This is a genomic window from Streptomyces sp. NBC_01268 (assembly GCF_036240795.1).
Lineage (GTDB): Bacteria > Actinomycetota > Actinomycetes > Streptomycetales > Streptomycetaceae > Streptomyces.
In genome coordinates, this window is the sequence record NZ_CP108454.1 from 560,638 (window position 1) to 580,759 (window position 20,122).

General features: G+C 73.7%; 17 protein-coding genes and 1 riboswitch. Of the genes, 10 read left to right on the forward strand and 7 right to left on the reverse strand.

Annotated features, from left to right (window positions below; genetic code table 11):
* Nucleotides 1-83: 83 nt before the first annotated feature.
* A complete protein-coding gene (locus tag OG309_RS02405; protein ID WP_329417906.1) occupies nt 84-467 on the forward strand; it encodes a VOC family protein in 384 nt (127 codons plus the stop codon).
* 25 nt (nt 468-492) lie between these two features.
* Here the strand turns inward: OG309_RS02405 and OG309_RS02410 are convergent, their stop codons facing one another.
* Genes OG309_RS02410 through OG309_RS02420 form a run of 3 tightly spaced genes read right to left on the reverse strand, consistent with a single transcriptional unit; the run spans nt 493 to nt 3,250 of the window.
* Complete coding sequence (locus tag OG309_RS02410; protein ID WP_329417908.1) at nt 493-1,020, reverse strand: hypothetical protein; 528 nt, start codon at nt 1,018-1,020, stop codon at nt 493-495.
* Complete coding sequence (locus OG309_RS02415; protein WP_329417910.1) at nt 1,017-2,564, reverse strand: ATP-binding protein; 1,548 nt, start codon at nt 2,562-2,564, stop codon at nt 1,017-1,019. The genes OG309_RS02410 and OG309_RS02415 overlap by 4 nt, the downstream gene beginning before the upstream one ends.
* Nucleotides 2,561-3,250 (reverse strand): response regulator transcription factor, encoded by a 690-nt coding sequence (locus OG309_RS02420; protein WP_329417912.1) that lies wholly within the window; start codon nt 3,248-3,250, stop codon nt 2,561-2,563. The genes OG309_RS02415 and OG309_RS02420 overlap by 4 nt, the downstream gene beginning before the upstream one ends.
* 154 nt (nt 3,251-3,404) lie before the next feature.
* Between OG309_RS02420 and OG309_RS02425 the strand changes: the two genes are divergently transcribed.
* The 4 genes from OG309_RS02425 to OG309_RS02440 all read left to right on the forward strand — a co-directional run bounded on the left by OG309_RS02425 (nt 3,405) and on the right by OG309_RS02440 (nt 7,253).
* A complete protein-coding gene (locus OG309_RS02425; RefSeq protein WP_329417913.1) occupies nt 3,405-4,073 on the forward strand; it encodes a hypothetical protein in 669 nt (222 codons plus the stop codon).
* Entirely contained in the window at nt 4,070-5,158 is a 1,089-nt protein-coding gene (locus OG309_RS02430; RefSeq protein ID WP_329417916.1) for a peptidoglycan-binding protein, read from the forward strand. Before OG309_RS02425 ends, OG309_RS02430 begins: the two co-directional genes overlap by 4 nt.
* Before the next feature lie 113 nt (nt 5,159-5,271).
* Nucleotides 5,272-6,060: an ABC transporter ATP-binding protein gene (locus OG309_RS02435; protein WP_329428090.1), complete on the forward strand. Its 789-nt coding sequence runs from the start codon at nt 5,272-5,274 to the stop codon at nt 6,058-6,060.
* On the forward strand, nt 6,057-7,253 hold the full coding sequence (locus tag OG309_RS02440; protein WP_329417918.1) for an ABC transporter permease: 1,197 nt from the start codon (nt 6,057-6,059) through the stop codon (nt 7,251-7,253). Before OG309_RS02435 ends, OG309_RS02440 begins: the two co-directional genes overlap by 4 nt.
* Here OG309_RS02440 and OG309_RS02445 read toward each other — a convergent pair.
* On the reverse strand, nt 7,240-7,698 hold the full coding sequence (locus OG309_RS02445; RefSeq protein WP_329417920.1) for a MarR family winged helix-turn-helix transcriptional regulator: 459 nt from the start codon (nt 7,696-7,698) through the stop codon (nt 7,240-7,242). The two genes, OG309_RS02440 and OG309_RS02445, sit on opposite strands and share 14 nt — an antisense overlap.
* 158 nt (nt 7,699-7,856) lie before the next feature.
* Between OG309_RS02445 and OG309_RS02450 the strand changes: the two genes are divergently transcribed.
* The 3 genes from OG309_RS02450 to OG309_RS02460 all read left to right on the forward strand — a co-directional run bounded on the left by OG309_RS02450 (nt 7,857) and on the right by OG309_RS02460 (nt 11,629).
* Nucleotides 7,857-9,347 carry an MFS transporter gene (locus tag OG309_RS02450; RefSeq protein WP_329417922.1) on the forward strand — a complete coding sequence of 497 codons (1,491 nt, stop codon included), beginning with the start codon at nt 7,857-7,859 and terminating at the stop codon, nt 9,345-9,347.
* 84 nt (nt 9,348-9,431) lie between these two features.
* Nucleotides 9,432-10,115: a GntR family transcriptional regulator gene (locus OG309_RS02455; protein WP_329417925.1), complete on the forward strand. Its 684-nt coding sequence runs from the start codon at nt 9,432-9,434 to the stop codon at nt 10,113-10,115.
* Nucleotides 10,116-10,285: 170 nt separating this feature from the next.
* Nucleotides 10,286-11,629 (forward strand): amidohydrolase, encoded by a 1,344-nt coding sequence (locus OG309_RS02460; protein WP_329417928.1) that lies wholly within the window; start codon nt 10,286-10,288, stop codon nt 11,627-11,629.
* Nucleotides 11,630-11,813: 184 nt separating this feature from the next.
* On the opposite strand, the gene OG309_RS02465 is transcribed toward OG309_RS02460, so the two are convergent.
* The 3 genes from OG309_RS02465 to OG309_RS02475 form a co-directional block, all read right to left on the reverse strand.
* The gene (locus tag OG309_RS02465; protein ID WP_329417931.1) at nt 11,814-12,671 is read right to left on the reverse strand and encodes a LysM peptidoglycan-binding domain-containing protein; all 858 of its coding nucleotides are present in this window, start codon (nt 12,669-12,671) and stop codon (nt 11,814-11,816) included.
* 4 nt (nt 12,672-12,675) lie between these two features.
* Nucleotides 12,676-12,830, reverse strand: a riboswitch (cyclic di-AMP (ydaO/yuaA leader).
* Between the two features lie 271 nt (nt 12,831-13,101).
* Nucleotides 13,102-13,905, reverse strand: a complete 804-nt coding sequence (locus OG309_RS02470; protein ID WP_329417934.1) for a pyridoxamine 5'-phosphate oxidase family protein — start codon at nt 13,903-13,905, stop codon at nt 13,102-13,104.
* On the reverse strand, nt 13,902-15,137 hold the full coding sequence (locus OG309_RS02475) for a globin domain-containing protein (RefSeq protein ID WP_329417937.1): 1,236 nt from the start codon (nt 15,135-15,137) through the stop codon (nt 13,902-13,904). The genes OG309_RS02470 and OG309_RS02475 overlap by 4 nt, the downstream gene beginning before the upstream one ends.
* A gap of 400 nt (nt 15,138-15,537) precedes the next feature.
* Between OG309_RS02475 and OG309_RS02480 the strand changes: the two genes are divergently transcribed.
* Entirely contained in the window at nt 15,538-17,631 is a 2,094-nt protein-coding gene (locus tag OG309_RS02480) for a SpoIIE family protein phosphatase (protein ID WP_329417940.1), read from the forward strand.
* Entirely contained in the window at nt 17,628-20,120 is a 2,493-nt protein-coding gene (locus OG309_RS02485; protein ID WP_329417943.1) for a SpoIIE family protein phosphatase, read from the forward strand. The genes OG309_RS02480 and OG309_RS02485 overlap by 4 nt, the downstream gene beginning before the upstream one ends.
* Nucleotides 20,121-20,122 lie beyond the last annotated feature (2 nt).

Sequence of the window (20,122 nt, forward strand, 5' to 3'; positions counted from 1 at the left end):
CGGACTCCTCGTCCCCGTAGCGCAGCTCGGCGTCGTTCCGGTCGACGCCGAGCTCCTTCGTGAACACCCCTACACTGATCCTCATGGCATGCCGCATCAGTGAGCTGGTCATCGACTGCGTCGATCCCGAACGACTCGCCTCGTTCTGGAGCGAGGTCCTCGGCTACGTCGAACTCAGCCGCGAAGAGGACGGAAGCATCGAGATCGGGCCGGCCGACACCGGGTTCGGCGGACCGCAGCCGACCCTCGTCCTCAGCCCCAGCACCGATCCCCGGCCCGCGAGGCTCCGCCTGCACATCGACGTCAGCCCCACCGACCGCGACAAGGACGCCGAACTGGAGCGCCTCCTCGCCCTCGGTGCCGAGCCCGCCGACATCGGCCAGACCGGCACCGAGAACTGGCACGTCCTCACCGACCCCGAGGGCAACGAGTTCTGCCTCCTGCGCACCCGGATCCAGCCGGTCTGAGCGTCCGCGTCGTCGTACCGCACGCTCACTGGTCGCCCAGGAACTGGGAGCAGCGGTACGGCCCCAGGGGGCGGCCTTCGCCGTTGAGGGTGACCTGGACGTCGTCCGGGCGGATCGTGGGGTGGAGGGCGGACTGGGCTCGGGCGAGGGTGCAGACGAGTTGGCCGTTGACCAGGTCGTCGCGACGGTTGCCGGAGAACGTGGTGCCGGGCGAGCTGAGGGTGACTCGGGTGCCCTGTCCCGTGGCGTCGTAAGGGAGTTGGCTGACCAGGGTGGTCAGGCCTCGTTCCTGTTCCGGGTCGGTGGGGCCGGCGGCCAGGAGTTTGAGGGCCGCGTCCAGTTCGGTGATCTGCACGTCGGGGCGCGAGACGCCTTCCAGGTGGCCCGTCGGTGACACGAAGTAGAGGCGGAGGCCCTTGGTGAGGCCGGTCGGCGGTTCACCCGCGCCGATCACGCCGCTCGGCTGCACGCCGCAGGACGACAGCGACGCGGCCGTCAGCAGGGCTGCGAGTGCGACCGTCAGGGAGCGGAGGACGGGAGGGGCGGTGGTCATGCGGTGGGGGCCTTCGCCTCGGTCTCGGACAGGGGCAGGGGAAGGCTGAGGGTGAAGACGGCGCCGCCTTCCGGGGCGTTCGTCGCCTCTATCGTTCCGCCGTGCAGGCGGGCGTTCTCCAGGGAGATGGCGGTGCCGAGGCCGCTGCCTTCGGAGCGGGTGCGTGCCGCGTCCGCCTTGTAGAAGCGGTCGAAGACGCGGGTGAGCGCCTCGGGCGAGAGTCCCGGGCCCTGGTCGGTGACCGTGACCACGGCCGTTCGGCCGGTGGGCGTGGGCGTCGAGGTCAGGGTCAGGGTCACCGGGGGCGCTCCGTGGTGCAGGGCGTTTCCCACCAGGTTCGCGATGATGACGTCCAGGCGGCGCCGGTCCAGCGGGGCGCGTACGCCTTCGGGGAGTTCCGTACGGACCGCGTCCGTCCAGCCGCGCAGGGCCAGGCTCGCCCGGATCGCCTCGGCCACGTCCGTGTCGGTGAGGGTCAGGCGGGCCGCGCCGGAGTCGAACCGCGACATCTCCATCAGGTCGTCGACCAGGCGGGACAGCTTCGCCGTCTCGGCGCTGACCGTGCGGGCGGCCTGGGCGGTGTCCGGCGGGAGCTGGTCGGCGTCCTCCTCCAGGACGGTGGCCACCATGGTCATCGCGGCGAGCGGGGTGCGCAGTTCGTGGGAGACGTCCGCGACGAAGCGCCGGGCGCGTTCCTCCTGGTCGCGCAGGTGGGTCACCGAGGACTGGAGCTCGTCGGCCGTCTCGTTGAAGTCCTGGGCCAGGTTGGCGAGTTCGTCGCGCCCCTTGACCGCCACCCGGATCGAGAGGTCGCCTTCGGCGAGCTTCCGGGTCGCCCGTCCCAGGTCGCGCACCGGGCGCAGGACGGCGCGGGCGGAGAGCAGGGCGAGGAGCGCCGAGAGCAGGACGACGGGGGCGACGCCGTCCCGCACCGCCGTGAGCAGTGCCCCCGTGTCGTCCTGTTCGGGGCGCAGTGAGGTGACGGCGTAGACCTCCAGGCCCGAGGCCCGCCCGTCGTCCCCGAAGGTGACGGGGGTGCCCACGACGAGGTACGGGGTGTCGCGGTGGGTGACGCGCTGGAAGCTCATGGCCGAGCGCGTGCGGACCGCCTCGCGCAGTTCCGGGGTGATCCTGCTCGAGTCGGCGAGCCGGTCGGAGCTGCCCTGGAGTTCGCGGTAGCGGGTGACGACGAGCGGGGCGCCGTCGAGGCTCTGCGAGACGCGTTCGGCGAGTTCGGTGAGTCCGCGTGCGGTCGGCGGCAGGTCGACGTCGGGGGCCAGCGTCGTCACGCGGTCGTGCACGTTGTCCTGGAAGGAGTCCTGGGCGCGTTTGAGGATCGCGGTCCGCGCCTCGCGGTACGCGAGCACGGTCGCCGTGGCGGAGCCGGTCAGTGTGACGAGGACGAAGGTGACGACGAGGCGGGTGCGCAGGCTGCCCAGCCACGGCCCGCGCGCCCGCCGGGAGCGGAGGGGGCGGAGGGGGGCTTCCGGGCGGCTTCCGCCTTCGGGGTTCCGGGCCCGCGGCGAGGGGCGGCGCGGCTTCATACCGGCCCGAAGCGGTAGCCGAAGCCGCGGACCGTCTGTATGTAGCGCGGTCGCGCCGGCTCGTCCTCGATCTTCGCGCGCAGGCGCCCCACCGCCGCGTCGACCAGGCGCGAGTCCCCGAGGTAGTCGTGGTCCCAGACGCGTTCGAGCAGCTGCTCCCGGCTGAGGACCCGGCCGGGCGACGCGGAGAGTTCCAGGAGCAGGCGCAGCTCGGTGGGCGGCAGGGCGACGGGGGTGCCGTGCCGGGTGACGGTGAGTCCGGCGCGGTCCACGACGAGTCCGGTGTACTCGGAGCGTTCGGGGTGGGCGGGCTGCGGCTCGGCCCGGCGCAGGGCGGCCTTGATGCGGGCTTCCAGGACGGGCGCGGTGACGGGCTTGACGACGTAGTCGTCGGCGCCGGCCTCCAGGCCCTGCACGATGTCGGCGTCGTCCCCGCGGGCGGTGAGCATGATGACGGGCAGGGTGGAGCGGGCCCGCAGGCGGCGGCAGACCTCGAAGCCGTCGATGCCGGGCAGCATGAGGTCGAGGACCGCGAGCTCCACGGTCTTCCCGGCCGGGCCGTCGAGGAGGGCGAGCGCTTCCTCACCGGTGGCCGCGGTGTCGACGTCGTAGCCGTGTCGGCGCAGGACGAGCTCCATGCCGTCGCGCACGGCGGCGTCGTCCTCGATCAGAAGCACATGGGGCATGCGTCCGATTATGGGTGAGGATTTCGCCGCGTCCGCCCTGCTCAGGGCCCCGATCCGCAGGCCGCCGGCATTGTTACGTTCTCATCATGTGGTGTTACGTGTTCATGGAGCGGCGCGGGAGAGACCGTCACGTCGGCGCCTGAGAGTCGTCCGCATGACCTCGAACACCTCGAACACCTCGGACGCCTCCGCCGCCCGTACGCGCCGTCGCCGTCCCCGTGCCGCCCTCTCCTCGCTCCTCGCGCTCCCGGTCCTCGCCTTCGCCGTCGCCTGCGGCTCCGACGGCGGGGTCAAGGAGGCCGGGGTCGCCACCGTCCCCGACGAGACGCCGGCCGCCTCCGCCACCCCGAGCGGCACCGGCGGGGGCGGATCGTCGGCGGCCGGCGGCAAGGGCGCCTTCTACGACGCGCAGATGAACTACGTGCGGTGCATGCGCGGCAAGGGCGGCGTCAAGGAGTTCCCCGATCCCAAGCTGAGCGGCTACCTGGACTGGTCGAAGATCGACGAGCTGAGCCCCACGTACCCCGAGGTGTCCAAGGGCGGCAAGAACGGCGTCTGCGTGACCGAGATGACCGCGGCCGCGCAGGAGGAACCGGAGCGCGACGCGCAGACGGAGTACGAGTCGATGCTCGCGCACGCGCAGTGCATGCGCGAGAAGGGCGTGTCGCGGTTCCAGAACCCGACGATGTCCGGCGGCAACGTGATCCCCGGCGGCGATCCGAATCCGGCGAGCCCGTCGTTCGACCGTAACTCCCCCGCGTACAAGCAGGCCGTCGCGGCCTGCAAGGACAAGCTCCTCGACGGCCTGGACGGCATGCAGTGACGCGGCGCAGGACCCTTCTCCTCGGTGGTGCGCTGACCGTGGTCCTGGCGGGCGGTGCCGGGGCCGTCGTGCTCGGCGCCGGGCCGGAGGCGGCGCCCGCGGGCGGTGGGCGGGGGCTGCCGCCCGCCACGGCCACCGTCGTACGGACCGACCTGGTGAGCAGCAAGACCGTCGACGGCCGGCTCGACTACGCGGGCCGGCGGCCGGTGAAGGCGGCGGTCCCGGGCACGGTCACGGTGGCGGCCGAGGAGGGCGCGACCGTACGGCAGGGGCAGGCGCTGTACGAGCTCGACGACAAGCCCGTCACCCTGCTGTACGGGCCGGTGCCCATGTTCCGCGAGATGCGGACCGGCGACCGGGGCACGGACGTCCTCCAGCTGGAACGCAATCTGCGGGACCTCGGGTTCGGCGGCGGGATGTACGTGGACCCGCGGTACGACGCGGCGACGGAGGCCGCCGTCAAGCGCTGGCAGAAGTCGCTCAACCGGGAGCCGACGGGTCGGGTCGGCAAGGGGGACGTGGTCTTCCAGCCGGGCCGGGTCAGGGTCGTCACGGCGGACGCGGCCCTGGCCGACCAGGTCGGGCCCGACCGGCCGGTGCTCACCGTCGCCTCGCCCCGTCCCGTCGTACGGGCCGACCTCGACCAGGCGGACGCGCCGCTGACCGCGCAGGGCACCCGCGTGGAGGTGACGCTGCCCAGTGGGACGACGGTACCGGGGAAGGTGACGGGCACGGTACGGCCCGGCGGCGACGGGGCCGGGGGCGCCGACGGGGCCGGGGGCGGGGGCGCCCGGGAGGGGATCACCGTCGAGGTGACCCTCGACGACGGGACGCCGACGGGCGAGGACGCCCGGGCCACGGCGAGCGTGAAGTTCGTGAGCGAGAGCAGGAAGGGGGTGCTCGTGGTACCCGTCGAGGCGGTGGTGGCGCTGCGCGGCGAGAACGGCGGCTACGGGCTCGAAGTCGTCGAGGGGTCCACGAGCCGGATGGTGCGGGTGGAGACCGGCATGACCGCCGACGGGAAGATCGAGGTCAGCGGTGCCCACCTGCGCGAAGGGATGCGGGTGGGGGTGGCGGCGTCGTGACCGCCGGCCGTCGTCGTGCCACCGCCCCGGGCGGCGGTGCGGGCTCCGTGGCAGCCGCCGTCCCGGGTTCCGTCCCGACCGGCGCCGCCGAGCGGCCCGCCCCTCGTGGCCCGGTGGGCACCGGCTCCCCGGTGCCTCCGGTCGTCGAGCTCCGCGGGGCCTCGAAGACCCACCCGGGGCCGGTGCACGCGCTGCGCGCGGTGGACCTGACCGTCGGGGCCGGTGAACTCCTCGCCATCGTCGGCCCGTCGGGCTCCGGCAAGTCGACCATGCTGAACATCATGGGGACCCTGGACCGCCCCACGACCGGCACCGTCCACGTCGCCGGGCGGGACGTGGGGGCGCTGTCGGACGCGCAGTTGTCCGCGTTGCGCGCCCGGCACATCGGCTTCGTGTTCCAGCACTTCCATCTGTCCGCCGGGCGCGACGCCGTCGACAACGTCGGCGACGGGCTCCTCTACGCGGGCGTCGGCCTGCGGGAACGGCGCGCGCGGGCCCGGGCCGCGCTGGAACGGGTCGGGCTCGGGCACCGCCTCGGCCACCGGCCCACCGAACTGTCCGGCGGCGAGAAGCAGCGCGTCGCCATCGCCCGGGCGCTCGTGGGCGCACCGGACCTGCTGCTCGCCGACGAACCGACCGGCGCCCTCGACACCGCTTCCGGACGGATCGTGATGGAACTCCTGCACGAACTGAACGCCGCCGGCACCGCGGTGTGCGTCATCACCCACGACCACGACATCGCCGACTCCCTGCCGCGCCGGGTGCGCTTCCGCGACGGCGCGGTCGTGGACGACTCAGGGAGGAACGGGTCCAGGAGGGACGGATCCCGGAGGGACGAAGCCGAGAGGGACGAAGCCGGACGGGACGCCTCCCTTCGGCATCGGAAGGAGGGGAAGGCATGAACCCGGCACCGCTGCGCCCCGCGCGGCTCGCGCCCCGTGACGTGCTGCGTACCGGAGCGGTCGGCCTGCGCACCCGCCGTACCCGGGTGGTGCTGTCCGCGCTCGGCATCGCCATCGGCATCGCGACCATGATCGCCGTGGTCGGGCTGTCGACCTCCAGCCGCGCCGATCTGATGAGCCGCCTCGACCGGCTCGGCACCAACCTGCTGACCGCCGAGGCCGGTCGCGATCCGTACGGTCAGGAGGTCACCCTGCCCAAGAACGCCGTGTCGATGGTGCGGCGCATCGGGCCCGTCCAGCACGCGACGGCCACCGCCGACGTGGACGCGCGGATCCGGCGGAGCGACGTCGTGCCCGAGGAACGGACGGCGGGCGTCACCGCGCAGGCCGCCCGGCCGGATCTGCTCACCGCGCTGGGTGCCGAGGTGAGCCGTGGAGTGTGGCTGAACCGAGCGAACGAGCGCCTTCCGGTGACCGTGCTCGGGGCGGTCGCGGCACGGCGGCTCGGCGTCACCGAGCCCGGCGAGAAGATCATGATGAACGACGAGTACGTCGTGGTGATCGGCATCCTCGAACCGATCGAGCTGGTCCCCGCTCTGGACCGGGTGGCGCTGGTCGGGTTCCCCGCGGCCGAGCGCTACTTCGGCTTCGACGGGCACCCGTCCACGGTCTTCGAGCGTTCTTCGGACGGGTCGGTCGAGGACGTGCGCGCCGTGCTGGCCCGCACGGTGAGCCCCGGCGACCCCACCGGGGTCAAGGTCTCGCGCCCGTCCGACGCCCTCGCCGCGAAGGCCGCCACCGACAAGGGCCTCACCGCGTTGATGCTGGGCCTCGGGGCGGTGGCGCTGCTGGTGGGCGGCGTCGGTGTCGCGAACACCATGGTGGTGTCCGTGCTGGAGCGGCGTCAGGAGATCGGGCTGCGGCGGGCCCTCGGGGCCACCCGGGGGGCGATCCGGCTGCAGTTCCTCACCGAGTCGCTGCTGCTGTCCGCGCTCGGCGGGGTGACGGGAGCGGTCCTGGGTGCGGCGGCGACCCACGGCTTCGCCCTGGTGCAGGGCTGGACGCCGGTGGTTCCGCTGTGGTCGCTCGGTGGCGGTCTCGCCGCCACGCTCGTCATCGGCGCGCTGGCGGGTCTCTATCCCGCCGTCCGGGCCTCCCGCCTGGACCCGACGACGGCGCTCAACGCGACCTGAGCCCCCGGTCGCCCTGCTCCATGCCGGGGCGCAGGCGGCCGAGGAGGGTGTAGAGCAGGGTGCTCTCGGCGGTGGTGAGGGTGTCGAGGGCGCCGTGGGTGGCCTGCATCTCCTCGCGGACGCGGCGGATGATCTCCCGGCCGCCGTCCGTGGCCACCACGTTCTTGACGCGGCGGTCGGTGAGGTCGGGCTCGCGGCGCACGAGCTCGCGGGCTTCGAGGCGGTCCACGATCCCGGTGACGTTGGACGCGTCGCAGACCAGCAGGGTGGCGAGGGCGCGCATCGGCATCGGGGTGTCGAGCTGGGCGAGGACCTTGGCCTGGGTGGAGGTGAGGCCGTGGTGGGCGGCGGCGGTGGCGAAGTCCCGCCACTGGGCCGTGCCGATGGCGGCGAGGAGCTCCAGGAGCTGGAGCTTGTCGGGGGTCTCGGGGGCCGTCGCGCTCATGGTTCGAGCGTACTCAAGATCTTTCACATTATCAATTGTTTACTTGACCATCTTAAATATCGGGGTCTACCGTCATCGATGAACTACTTGATGACATCAAACATCGACGTCCTGAAGCGATGAGGGGCGGAGCGATGAGGCATGGAGAAGGCCCCCACATGAGCACCACCACCCCGCCGTCCACCGCCGGCGCCAGACGCGAGACCGTCATCGTCTTCGCCCTGAGCCTGGCCGCCATGGTCGTGTCGATGATGCAGACCCTGCCGGTCCCGATCCTCGGCCTGATCCGTGCCGACCTGGGCGTCTCCACGGCCGAGGTGAGCTGGGTGACCACCGCCACGCTGCTCTCCGCCGCCGTGTTCACGCCGCTGCTCGGCCGCTTCGGCGACCAGCACGGCAAGAAGCCCACCCTCGTGGCGGTGCTCGGCGTCATGGTCGTCGGCTCCGTCGTCGCCGCCCTGGCGACCTCGCTGCCCCTGCTGATCCTGGGCCGCGTGCTCCAGGGCGCGGCGACGGCGATCTTCCCGCTCGCGCTGTCCGTCCTGCGCGAGGAGGTCCGGCCGCAGAAGCTGCCCGGCGCGATGTCGCTGGTCAGCGGCACCCTCGCCTTCGGCAGCGGCCTCGCGCTCGTCGCCACCGGCCTGCTGACCTCCGGCCCGGACGCCGACTACCGCAGCGCCTTCTGGATGGCGACCGGCTTCGCCGCGCTGGCCCTGCTCGCCGTCCTCTTCCTGGTCCCCGCGACCCGCCACAAGACCGGTGGCCGCACCGACTTCCTCGGCGCGCTGGCCCTCGGCGCCACCCTGCTGCTCCTCCTGCTGCCCATCTCGCAGGGGCACGAGTGGGGCTGGACCTCCGGCCGCACACTGGGCAGCTTCGCGGGCGCGGCCGTCATGACCGGTGTCTGGGTCCTGATCGAGCTGAAGGTCCGCGAGCCCCTCGTCGACATGCGCATGTTCGTGCACCGGCCGGTGCTCATGGCCAACCTGGCCGGCATCCTCGTCGGCTTCGGCATGTTCGCGAACTTCCTGGGCGTCTCGTACCTCGTCCAGATGCCCCAGGCGCTCACCGGGTACGGGTTCGACGCGTCGATCCTGCGCGCCTCCGTGCAGTTCCTGCTGCCCGGCGCGATCGTGTCGCTGCTCGCCTCCCCGGTCGGCGGCCAGCTGGTCCGCCACCGCGGGCCCCGTACGGCGCTGGTCCTGGCCGCGGCGCTCGGCGCCGTCGGCTTCGGCTGGCTGGCCCTGGACCACGGCCACACCGTCTCGGTGATCGGCGCCGGCGTGATCGTCGGCGCGGCCGTCAGCTTCGGCTACGCGGCGATGCCCGCCGTCATCATGGCGAGCGTCCCGCACCACCAGAGCGGCATCGCCAACGGCATCAACTCCATCTCCCGCTCCACCGGCAGTGCGATCGGCAGCGCCGTCGTCACCACGATCCTGGCCTCGAAGACCCTGGAGCACCTGCCGGCGGGTGTCCCGCCGCTGCCCGCGGAGTCCGGCTTCACCCTCACCTTCTGGATCGGGGCGACGGCCTTCGCCCTCGTCGCCGTCATCGCGCGGTTCGGCCTGCGCGCCGCCCAGGGCCCCCGCGCCACGGCGGCGCCCGCGCCCGCCGCCGATCAGACGGCCGAACCCGCGGCCGTCTGATCCGTCCGGCCGGGCCCGCCCGTCGTATCCTCGGCGCGGCGGGCCCGGGTGGTCCCGGCGCGAGGACGGAAGAGGTCGGACAAGGTGGCGGACAGCAGCAGGGCCGGGGCGACGGCCAAGGAGGCCGGATCGGGCCCGCTCGGAGCGCGGGCCCGCGAGGCCGTCCTGCAGCGCATCGTCGACCGGCGGTACGAACAGGGCGCGCGGCTCGTCGAGCGGGAGGTCGCCGAGGAGCTCGGCATGTCGCGCGTACCCGTCCGCGAGGCGCTGCGTGCGCTCGTCGCCGAGGGCCTGCTCGAACTGCTCCCGCACAGCGGGGTGCGCGTACGGCGCCTGGAGCGCACCGACGTGGAGCATCTGTACGAGGTGTGGGAGCCCCTGGCGGTCCAGGCCTCGCGGCTCGCGGCCCGGGTCGCGGCGGCGGGTGACCCCGCGGGGCTGACCGCGCTGGAGGCGACGCTCCACCAGGCCGAGTCGGCGGCGGCCGAGGCCGAGGGGACGCGGGAGGTCGCCGCGCACACGGCGTTCCACGAGGGCGTCGTCGCCATGGCCGGCAATCCGCTGCTCGCGCGCATGATGGAGCAGTTGAGCTGGCAGTTGCGCCTGCTCTTCGGGCTCCGCGAGGAGCCCGCCCACATGCGGGCCCAGCACGCCGAGATGTTCCGGCACATCGCCGCGGGGGACGCGGAGGCGGCGGGGGCCAGCACGCTGCTGCACGTGCGGGACAGCCGGGCGGTCGCCCTGCGCTCCCTCTTCGGCGACGCCTGAGAGAATTTGTATACCAAAAGCGAGGCCCGACTCCAGCTCCCCCTTGGCGATGCCTTCAGGATCGGCTTCCATCTGGCGATTCCCCGCCCCTGATGCCCTTCCCTTGTTCGGTGCACCTTGATTGGTATACAAAAACGGGGAGCCGTTGGCCCCCTCCTCAAGGAGTCCCCATGCAGCCGTCCTCCCCCTCCCCCGCGCTCTCCCGTCGCACGATGCTGGCGGGCGCCGCCGCCCTGGCCGGAACGACGGCCACCGCGGGCGCCGCCGCCCCCGCGACGGCCGCCCCCGTCGAAGCAGTGGCGGCCACCGGCGCCGCTGCCGGCCGGCAGCGCGACAGGACGGTGGTCTTCCGCAACGTGCGCGTCTTCGGCGCGGCGAAGCCGACGGACCTCGTGGTCGTCGACGGGCGCGTCTCGGGCCGCCCCGCACCGCACGGGGCGAAGGTCGTCGACGGCGGGGGCCGGATCGCGCTTCCGTCGCTGGTGGACGCGCACATCCATCCCGACAAGACGACCTGGGGCGGCTCCTGGGTGTCGCGGCGCCCGGCGAGCGGCATCGCCGACTACGTCGCGCAGGACGTGGAGCTGTTCCGCAGCCAGCGCCGGCCGGTCGCCGAGCGCGCGTACGGGCTGATGTCCCACGCCGTCGCCCGCGGCACCCGGGCGATGCGCGCCCACGCCGACGTGGCCCCGGCGTACGGCCTGGCCGGAGTGCAGGGCGTCGCCGACGCGCGGGCGCGGCTTCGGCACGCGCTCGACGTCCAGATCGTCGCGTTCCCCCAGCACGGTGTGATCCGGACCCCGGGGACGGCGAAGCTGCTGGAGGACGCGGCCCGCGAGGGACTCGTGGACATGATCGGCGGCATCGACCCCATCGGCTTCGACCAGGCCCTCGAGGAGCAGCTCGACCTGGTCTTCGGCATCGCGGACCGCCACGGCGTCGGCGTGGACATCCACCTGCACGACCGCGGCGAGAAGGGGATCAAGGCCATGCGCGGCATCATCGACCGCACCCGCGCCCTCTCCCTCTCGGGCAAGGTCACCGTCAGCCACGTCTTCTGCCTGCCCGCCCTGTCCGACCGCGACCTGGGCGCGATCGCCGCCGATCTGGGCGCCCAGGACATCGCCCTCACGACCGTCGCCCCCTCCGACTCGCTGGTCCTGCCGATCGCCCGGCTGCGCGAGCACGGCGTACGGGTCGGCCTCGGATCCGACGGCGTGCGGGACTCCTGGAGCCCGTTCGGCAACGCGGACATGATGCACCGCGCCCACCTGCTCGGCTGGGTCACGGACGTCCGCCTCGACGACGAGCTGACCGACTGCTACGGCGTCGCCGCGAACGGCGGTGCGGACGTCATGGGCCTGCCGCACGCCGACCTCCGGCCCGGCGCGCCGGCCGACTTCGTCCTCGTACGGGGCGAGTGCCTGCCCCAGGTCGTGGTGGACATGCCGCGCCGGGACCTGGTCGTGCACGGCGGCGTCGTGGTGGCCCGCGACCGGGAGTTCCTCGCCTGAACGGCGGGCGAGGCGCAGGCGTCTGGCCGACCGGTGAGGCGTGACGGACGCCGGTGAGCTTCTGGGACGCGGTCCACAGGCGCTCACCGGCGACGTCGCCGCACGTCCCGAAGCCGTCGGCGGTGCGGCCGTGGGATCGAGGCCACCTCGGCGGAGACTCCGACCCGGAGGCCGCCCGGCCCCGTCAGTAGGCGCCGTTGACGTTGTCGATCGAGCCGTAGCGGGCGGCCGCGTAGTTGCAGGCGGCCGTGATGTTGGCCACCGGGTCGTAGAGGTCGAAGGCCGTGCCGGCCACGTGGTAGGCCTGGAAGGTGGGCTCGATCACCTGGAGCAGGCCCTTGGACGGCGTGCCGGCGAGGGCGTTGGAGTCCCAGTTGTTGATGGCCAGCGGGTTGCCCGAGGACTCGCGCATGACGTTGCGGTAGATGCCGTCGTAGCTGCCCGGGATGCCGTTCCTGGCCATGATGTCGAGGGACTCGCGGATCCAGCCGTCCAGGTCGTTCGAGTACGAGACGGCCGAGGCCGCCGACGAGACCGCGGCCTGGACCACGGCGGGCGACGCGGCGGACGACGGGTGCGAGACCGCCGGACGCGCGGCGGCGGCGCCGGTCGCGGCTGCCGTACGCGCCACCGCCGGACGCGCCGCGCTCCCGGCACCCTTGGCGTTCTTGGTGTCGATGGTGAGTCGCAGACCGGGGCGGATGAGGCCCGGGTCCGCGCCGACGGCGGCGCGGTTGTCGCGGTAGATCGTCTTCCAGCCGCCGCTCACGTGGTGCTTCCGGGCGATCTTCGAGAGCGAGTCGCCGGCGACCACGGAATAGCGGACGGGGCCGCTCGCCTTCGCCGTCCCGACCGCCGCCTTTTCGATTGCGACGAATGCGACGGCGTGCACCGCCTGCGGGGCCCTCGGGGTCTCGGCCGCCGCGCCGGTGGCCCCGGCGAGCGGCAGGACGAGTGCGGCGCTGCCGGTGATGCCGACGACGGCCAGTCCGCGGGCGAGCGGGGTGTTCTTGGGGCGGCGGTGCTTCCCGGGTCCACGCATGGCGAATTCCTCTCCTTCGCCTGCGAGGTGAGCTGTCGGGTTCGGGCAGGAGCTGCCCGGCCGCGCTGCGCGCGGCTGCACCCCGAGCCGCCCCGGAGACCGGGACGGCGGCGAACCTGGGTCCCCCGCTCCTGCCGTACGAGTGGGTGAGTGCGGTGCCCGGGCGGCGGCAGGATTCGGCGTTCCGTCCGGATTGCGGGTGACCGTAGGCGAAGGAGAACAGCGAGAACAAGGGCCTGATTCGCAAAAGCAAGCAGATCTTTTATGGGGCGGAAAAGGATCAATCGGCGCTCTGTGATCCATTTCCCCAACTGGTTGCCGGACGCTGACGCGTGACGCCACGACAGCGTTCCGCGAGAACGTCCGACCGTGACTCAGATCACCGGCCACCCTTTAATCGGACATGTCCGGATCCGATTGATTTGAGGGATTAGGGAATCCGGCTTTCGACACCCCTGCTGAACCAGCCGCTGAACCCCTCGGACGCGTGGCGCCGCCGCTCCGCCCGCTCCAGCACCCGCTCGGCCTCCGCCCGCCACGTCTCCGCGCCCGCGCGGGGCGGCGGGAGGAACGGTCCCCGTTCCGGCGCGTCCGCCGCGGCGCCGAAGAAGTCGCCGCCCTTGCGCCGGACGTCGTCGGTGCCCCACGCCCGGCCCTGGCCGTGCCGCGGCACCTTCTGGAGGTGCGGGATGTGCTTGGCGCAGTGGATGTACGCCTCCTCCACGGTGATCTCCACCCAGCTCAGCGCGCGCCGCCCCGGCACCGGGTCGACCGTGAGTCCGGGGTGGCCGGCGCGCATCTCGTCGTCGGCCACGACCCGGGCCGTGCCGTTCACGTGGAGCCCGACGCGGTCCCGGAGGAAGTCCACCATCAGGAGGCCGACGTGCGGGTTCTCCTCGATGTTGCCGAGGCTGGCCTGCACCCCGTTCCCCCGGTACTCGGGGTAGGCGAGCCGCACCTCGTCCAGGACGTGGAGGAAGCCGGCCGGGCCAGCCCGGAAGGTGTTGTCGCAGGCCCCGTGCCGGTCGGCGGTGGCCAGGAAGAACATCTCCTGGCGGGCCACGAACTCCCGCATCCGGGGGTTGAGCCGGTCGAGGACCTGCTCGGCGTAGAACCGGTCGGCGCGCTCGGTGGTGCCCGTGCGCCGCTGGACCAGGTGCTCGCCGTCGCTTCCCGGGCGGACGGTGCGCGGCGGGGTCGCCGACCGCGGACCGGTGTGCTCGAAGGTGCTCAATTCCTCGCCCCGACCAGTTCTTCGATGGAGTCGTGCCGTATGCGGTGGGTGGGGATGCCGATGCCCACGAGGGTGTCGACACCGCGGCGGATCATGCCGGGCGGGCCGGAGAGGTACGCCTCGTACGTGTGCCACGGGCCGAACTCGCGCACGGCTCCGGACAGGCCCCCGGACAGGGCCGAGCCGGGACCGGTGTCGACGACCGGGCGCACGGAGAGCCAGGGGTGCGACTGCTGCAACCGCAGCATGGTCTCGATGTCGTACAGGTCGTCGTTGCTGCGGGCGCCGTAGAACACGTCGACGGAGCGGCGCCTGCCGTGCTGGGCGACGTCCTCGACCAGCGCCTTGATGGGGGCGATGCCCGTACCGCCACCGAGGCACAGCAGTCCGTTGTCGGTGTGGTGGTCGACGGTCATCGAGCCGCTGGGGCCGCCGAGCCGCAGGACGTCCCCGGGCCGGGCGCGGTGCACGAGCGCGTTCGACACCCAGCCCGCGGGCACGGCCTTCACGTGGAAGGAGAGCAGGCCGTCGGAGCGGGGCGCGGAGGCGAAGGAGTAGTGCCGCCAGACCCGTGGCCACCAGGGTGTCTCCAGGGCGGTGTACTGCCCGGCGCGGAAGGGGTACGGCTGGTCGGGGCGGACCGTGACGACGGCGACGTCGGCGGTGCGCGGCTCGTGGGCGACCACCTCCGCCTGCCACCAGGCGGGGGCCCGGAGCTCGTCCTGGGCGGCCGCGTCGATCATGATCTGGGAGATGGCGGTGTACGCGCCCACCCAGGCCGCCTCGGTCCGCGGGCCCCAGCTGTGCGGGGCGTGCTGCGCGAGGGCGCCGATCAGGCACTCGCCGACGGCCGGGTAGTGCTCGGGCAGCGTGCCGTACTTCCGGTGGCCGCGGCCGAGCCCGGTCAGGTACGCGGTGAGGGTGGCGGTGTCCTCGGCGTGCGTGGCGGCCGTGAGCAGCGCCTTGAAGAGCCGGTCGCGCTGGGCGTCCATCGCCGCCGGGAAGAGGGCCCGCAGGTCGGGGTGGCGGAGGAAGAGCAGGGCGTAGAAGTACGAGGTGACCTTGTCCGCGATCGGTTCGATCTCGGCCATCGTCCGGCGCAGCAACACCGCGTCGGGCGCGTCGTCCGGCACGGCCGCCCGCCCTGCCGCGGGTGCCTGCGCCGCGGTGGGCCGCTCGCCCGGGCCCGGCCCGAACCAGCCCCCCTGCCGCCCGTCACCACCAGCTGCCATCGGTCCGCCTCGCCTCGAACGTCTTTGGTCGGTCTTCGCCCGCGGAGTCCGCGTGTGCCCCTTTTCCCCTCTCCCCCACGGAATTCCCCGAGACGAATCGACGAATGAACGGGCCCGACCATACCTGCCGTCCGCTATCCGTCCAGTGCTGCGCTCCCGTCCCGACGATCACCTTGTTCTTCCAGGTCAGAGACTTGTTACTGATCAGTCGGGCAATTCGCGAGCCATCACGGACAGCAATCCTCCGGGGGTTTCGCGACGGAACACTCACGGACCTGTCAGCACTCCTCCACATTTCCCGGCTCCCGTCTTCATCTCTTTCACGATTTTCACGACTGGCGGTCCGCTTCCGGGGCGGGATGATGGAGGGGCTGCGGGGTGGAGGAGGGACACGGTCTGGATGAGCGCGGCGGCCTTCCCTGCCGGTCCGGACCCGGCGGACGGCGATCTCGCCATGGAGCCGGGCGGTCTCCTCGACGTGCTCGGGGTGGCCGCCGTCGTCCTGGACGAGCGCGGGCGGATCGTCCTGTGGAGCCCCCAGGCGGAGGTGGTCTTCGGCTATCCGACCGCCGAGGCACTCGGCCGCCCCGCCGTCACGCTGCTGGTGGAGGAGGAGCAGAGGGAACTGGTGCGGTCGCTGTTCGCCCGTGTGATGTCGGGCGCCGGGCCCTGGGCCGGGGTCTTCCCCGTACGGCACAAGGACGGCCGCACGATCCTGGTGGAGTTCCGCAACACCCGGCTCCAGGACGAGCAGGGGCGGCCCTACGCGCTCGGGCTCGCCTCGGACCGGGCCACCGTCCAGGACGTGGAGCAGAACCTGTCCCTGTCCTCGCTCCTGGTCACCCACTCCCCGATCGGCCTGGCCGTGCTGGACCACGGCCTCCGCTTCGTCCTGGTCAACCCCGCGCTGGAACGGATCGACGGCCTCGCCGCCGAAGGCCACCAGGGGCGCACGGTCCCGGAGGCGCTGGCGTCGCCGGACGCGGAGGCGCTGGAGACGGCACTCCGCGAGGTCCTGGACACCGGGCGGTCGGTCCTCGCCCGGAGCATGCGGGGAGTGACCGGGCCCGACGGCGTGGAGCGGATGTGGTCGGTCTCGCTCTACCGGCTCCAGACGCCCGAGCGGCGGGTCATGGGGGTCGCCGTCGCGGTCAGGGACGTCACCGACCAGCACCAGGCGGCCAGGACCGCCGCCCGGGCCCGCCGCCGGCTCGCGGTGATCGCGGACGCCTCCGAGCGGGTGGGCACCACGCTCGACCTGGACCTCACCGCCCACGAGCTGGCGGACCTGGTGGTGCCGGAGTTCGCGGACATCGCCGCCGTCGACGTCCTGGAGTCCATCCTGACCGGACCGCACGCCGGGCCCGCCCGGACCTCGGGCCCGGCCGTGTTCCGGGCGCTCGCGGTGAAGGCCGCGTACACCACCCCGGCGCAGGAGGCCGCCGACCCCGTCGGCGAGCCCGCCCGCTACGGCGCCGAGCGGCTGGTCACCCAGTGCGCCCGCACCGGCCGCCCGGTCCTCGTGCAGCACGTCACCGACGGCGACCTGCCCCGGATCGCCCGCAGCGAGGGCGCCGCCGCGCTGCTGCGGCTGGCCGGCATCCACTCCTACCTGGCCGTCCCGCTGCGCGCCCGCGGCGTGGTCCTCGGGGTGCTGGACCTGAAGCGGGCCCGCAACTCCGTGCCGTTCGACGAGGACGACGTCCTGCTCGCCGGGGAGCTGGCGGCCCGCGCGGCGGTCGCCATCGACAACGCCCGCTGGTACCGGCACCAGAGCCAGGCCGCCCTGGCCCTCCAGCGGCACCTGCTGCCGCACGGGCCGCCCCGGCTCAACGGCCTCGACGTGGCGTACCGCTACCAGCCCGCCTCCGAGTCGGTCGAGGTCGGCGGCGACTGGTTCGACGCGATCCCGCTGCCCGACGGCAAGACCGCGCTGGTCGTGGGCGACGTGATGGGCAGCGGCATCAACGCGGCCGCGACCATGGGGCAGTTCCGCACCGCGGCCCGCACCCTCGCCGCGCTCGGGCTCGCGCCGGCCGTGGTCCTGGAGCACCTGGACCGCACCGCCGCCGATCTCGACGACGCCATGGCCACCTGTGTGTGCGCCGTGTACGACCCGTACAACGGCAGCTGCCGGATCGCGAACGCCGGGCACCCGCCGCCCGTCCACGTCTCCGCCGGGCGGCCCCCCCGCCTGCTGGACCTGCCCGCGGGCGCGCCCCTGGGCGTCGGCGGCGTCCCCTTCGAGAGCCGGGAGATCCCGTTCGTGACGGGCGACGACCTCGTCCTGTACACCGACGGCCTGGTCGAGACCCGGGACCAGGACATCGACGTACGGCTGGACGCCCTCACCGACCTCCTGGACCGCGCCCCGCTCCCCCTGGAGCAGACCTGCGACCTGCTGCTCGGCGCGCTGCGCGGCCCGGACGACCACGACGACGTGGCGCTGCTGATCGCCCGGGCCGGACAGCCGCACGGAAAGGGGGCGCCGTGAGCGACGCGCGCCTGCCGGACGACGTCCTGCCGCCCTTCACCGAGGACAGCGCCGCCGCCCTGCTCGACGGCCGGGGCCGGATCGACGGCTGGACACCGGAGGCCGGGGCCCTGATCGGCCGGTCCGCCACCGACGTCGTCGGCCACTCCGCCCGCGCGCTCCTCGCCGATCCCTCGGCCTGGCCGGCGCTGGCGGCCTCGTACCGGGCGGGCGTCCGGCGCGGCGACGCGGTCCTGCGGACCAACCGGGGCGCGGAACTGCCCGTGGTCTTCCGGGCGTTCGACCTCGCCGGGAACGGCGGGCCCGCCGGGTGCCTGGTGCTGGCCACCCCGAAGGCCCGGGCCGTCCGCAAGCACCAGGACCGGGCGTTCGTCCGGGAGCTGTTCCTCCAGGACCGGGTGGGGCTCGCCGTGTTCGACCCGGGGCTGCGGCTCCTGCGGACCAACACCCACCTCCTGCCGTACACGGGCGTGCCGCCCGACCTGCGGGGGCGCCGCCTCGGCGACTTCCTGTGGCCCGGGGACGCGGACGCCATCGAGGAGAAGCTGCGCGGGGTGCTGCGCACCGGCACGCCGCTGATCGGGGTCGAGGAGGTCCTGCGCACGCTCGACGACCCGCGCGGCGGGGTCGTCATCTCGATCTCGGCGTTCCGGCTGCAGTCCCCCGACGGGCAGGTCCTGGGACTGACCGCGCTGTTCACCGACATGACCGAACTGCGCAGGTCGGGCGAGCGTCTCGCCCTGCTGCACCGCGCCACCGCGTCCGTCGGGCGCTCCCTGTCCGTCACCGACACCGGCCGGGAGCTGGCCGCCGCGCTGGTGCCCGACCTGGGCGACCTGGCCGTCGTGGAGATCGCCGACGGCGTCGCCCACGGCGAGGAACCGGTGCCCGACCGCGAGGGCCGCCTGCTGCTGCGCCGGACCGCCGTGGCGGGCCGGCTCCCGGAGCCGGCCGCGGACGGCGGGAGCCAGGCGGCGACCGGACCCACCGGCCACACCCGGAGCGGCCCGGACGCCGTGCCCCCCACGGACCCCGCCCCCCTCCTCCCCGCCGACGTCGTCCTCGCCACCGTCCCGGCCGACGACAGCCCCCTCACCGGACCGGGCGTCGACGTCCCGGCGGTCGACGGCTATCCGATGACCATGACGGCCCCGCTCCGGGCCCGCGGCATGGTGCTCGGCCGGGTGTCGCTGGGCCGGAACGCGGACCGGGGGCCGTACCAGGCGCCCGAGCGGGATCTGCTGCGCGAGATCGCCGCCCGGGCCGCCCTCGCGCTCGACAACGCCCGGCGGTTCACGCGGGAGCACCGGGCGGCCGTGGGGCTCCAGCGGAGCATGCTGCCGCCGACGCAGAACGAGACGCCCGGGGCGAGCACGTCCGCCGTCTACCTTCCGGCCGGGACGGCGACCGGGGTCGGCGGGGACTGGTTCGACGTGATCCCGCTGTCCTCCGCGCGGGTCGCCCTCGTCGTGGGGGACGTCGTCGGGCACGGCCTGGCCGCGACGGCGACCATGGGCCGGCTGCGCACGGCCGTGCGCACGCTCGCGGACCTCGACCTCGAACCCGACGAGCTGCTCGCCCATCTCGACGACCTGGTCGCCCAGTTGCCGGCCGAGTCCGAGGGACCGGCGGACCCGGCGGACCCGGCGGACCCGGCGTACGGGGACGACCCGGACGCCGACGGGTGGCGGGACCGGCACGCCTCGCCGACCACCGGGGCGACCTGCGCGTACGCGATCTACGACCCGGTCTCGCGGCGCTGCTCGGTGGCCTCCGCCGGGCATCCTCCGCCCGTGGTGGCGGATCCGGCCGGCAGAGTGTCGTACCTGCCGGTGGACCCCGGGCCGCCGTTGGGCGTCGGAGGGCTGCCGTTCGAGACGACGGAGGTCGACCTGGCTCCCGGCAGCGTCCTCGCGCTGTACACCGACGGTCTCATCGAGGGCCGCGACGGCGACCTGGACGCGGGCATGGCCGAACTGGCCGCCCGGCTGGCCCGGCCCGGAGCCCTGTCGCGCCCGTTGCGGGAGCTGGGCCGGGAGATCGTGACGGGCCGGCCCGTCGTCGGGCTCGCGGACGACGTGACCCTGTTGCTGGCCCGCACCCGCACGGTCCCGCCGGAGGACGCGGTCTGCTGGCCGGTCGAGGCCGATCCGGCGGCGGTCGGGCAGGTGCGCGAGGCCGCGGCGGCGCGGTTGCGGGCGTGGGACCTCGACGAACTGGTCTTCACCACCGAGCTGGTGCTCAGCGAGCTGGTCACCAACGCGATCCGTTACGCGGGCGGCCCGGTCGAGGTGCGCCTGATCCGGGCCGGGCGGCTGATCTGCGAGGTGTCCGACCCGAGCGCCACCCATCCGCGCATGCGGCGGGCGCGGCTGACCGACGAGGGCGGCCGGGGCCTGTATCTGGTGGCCCAGCTCACGACCCGTTGGGGCAGCCGCTACAGCCGTCGCGGCAAGACGATCTGGGCCGAGCAGGAGCTCCCGCGCTGACG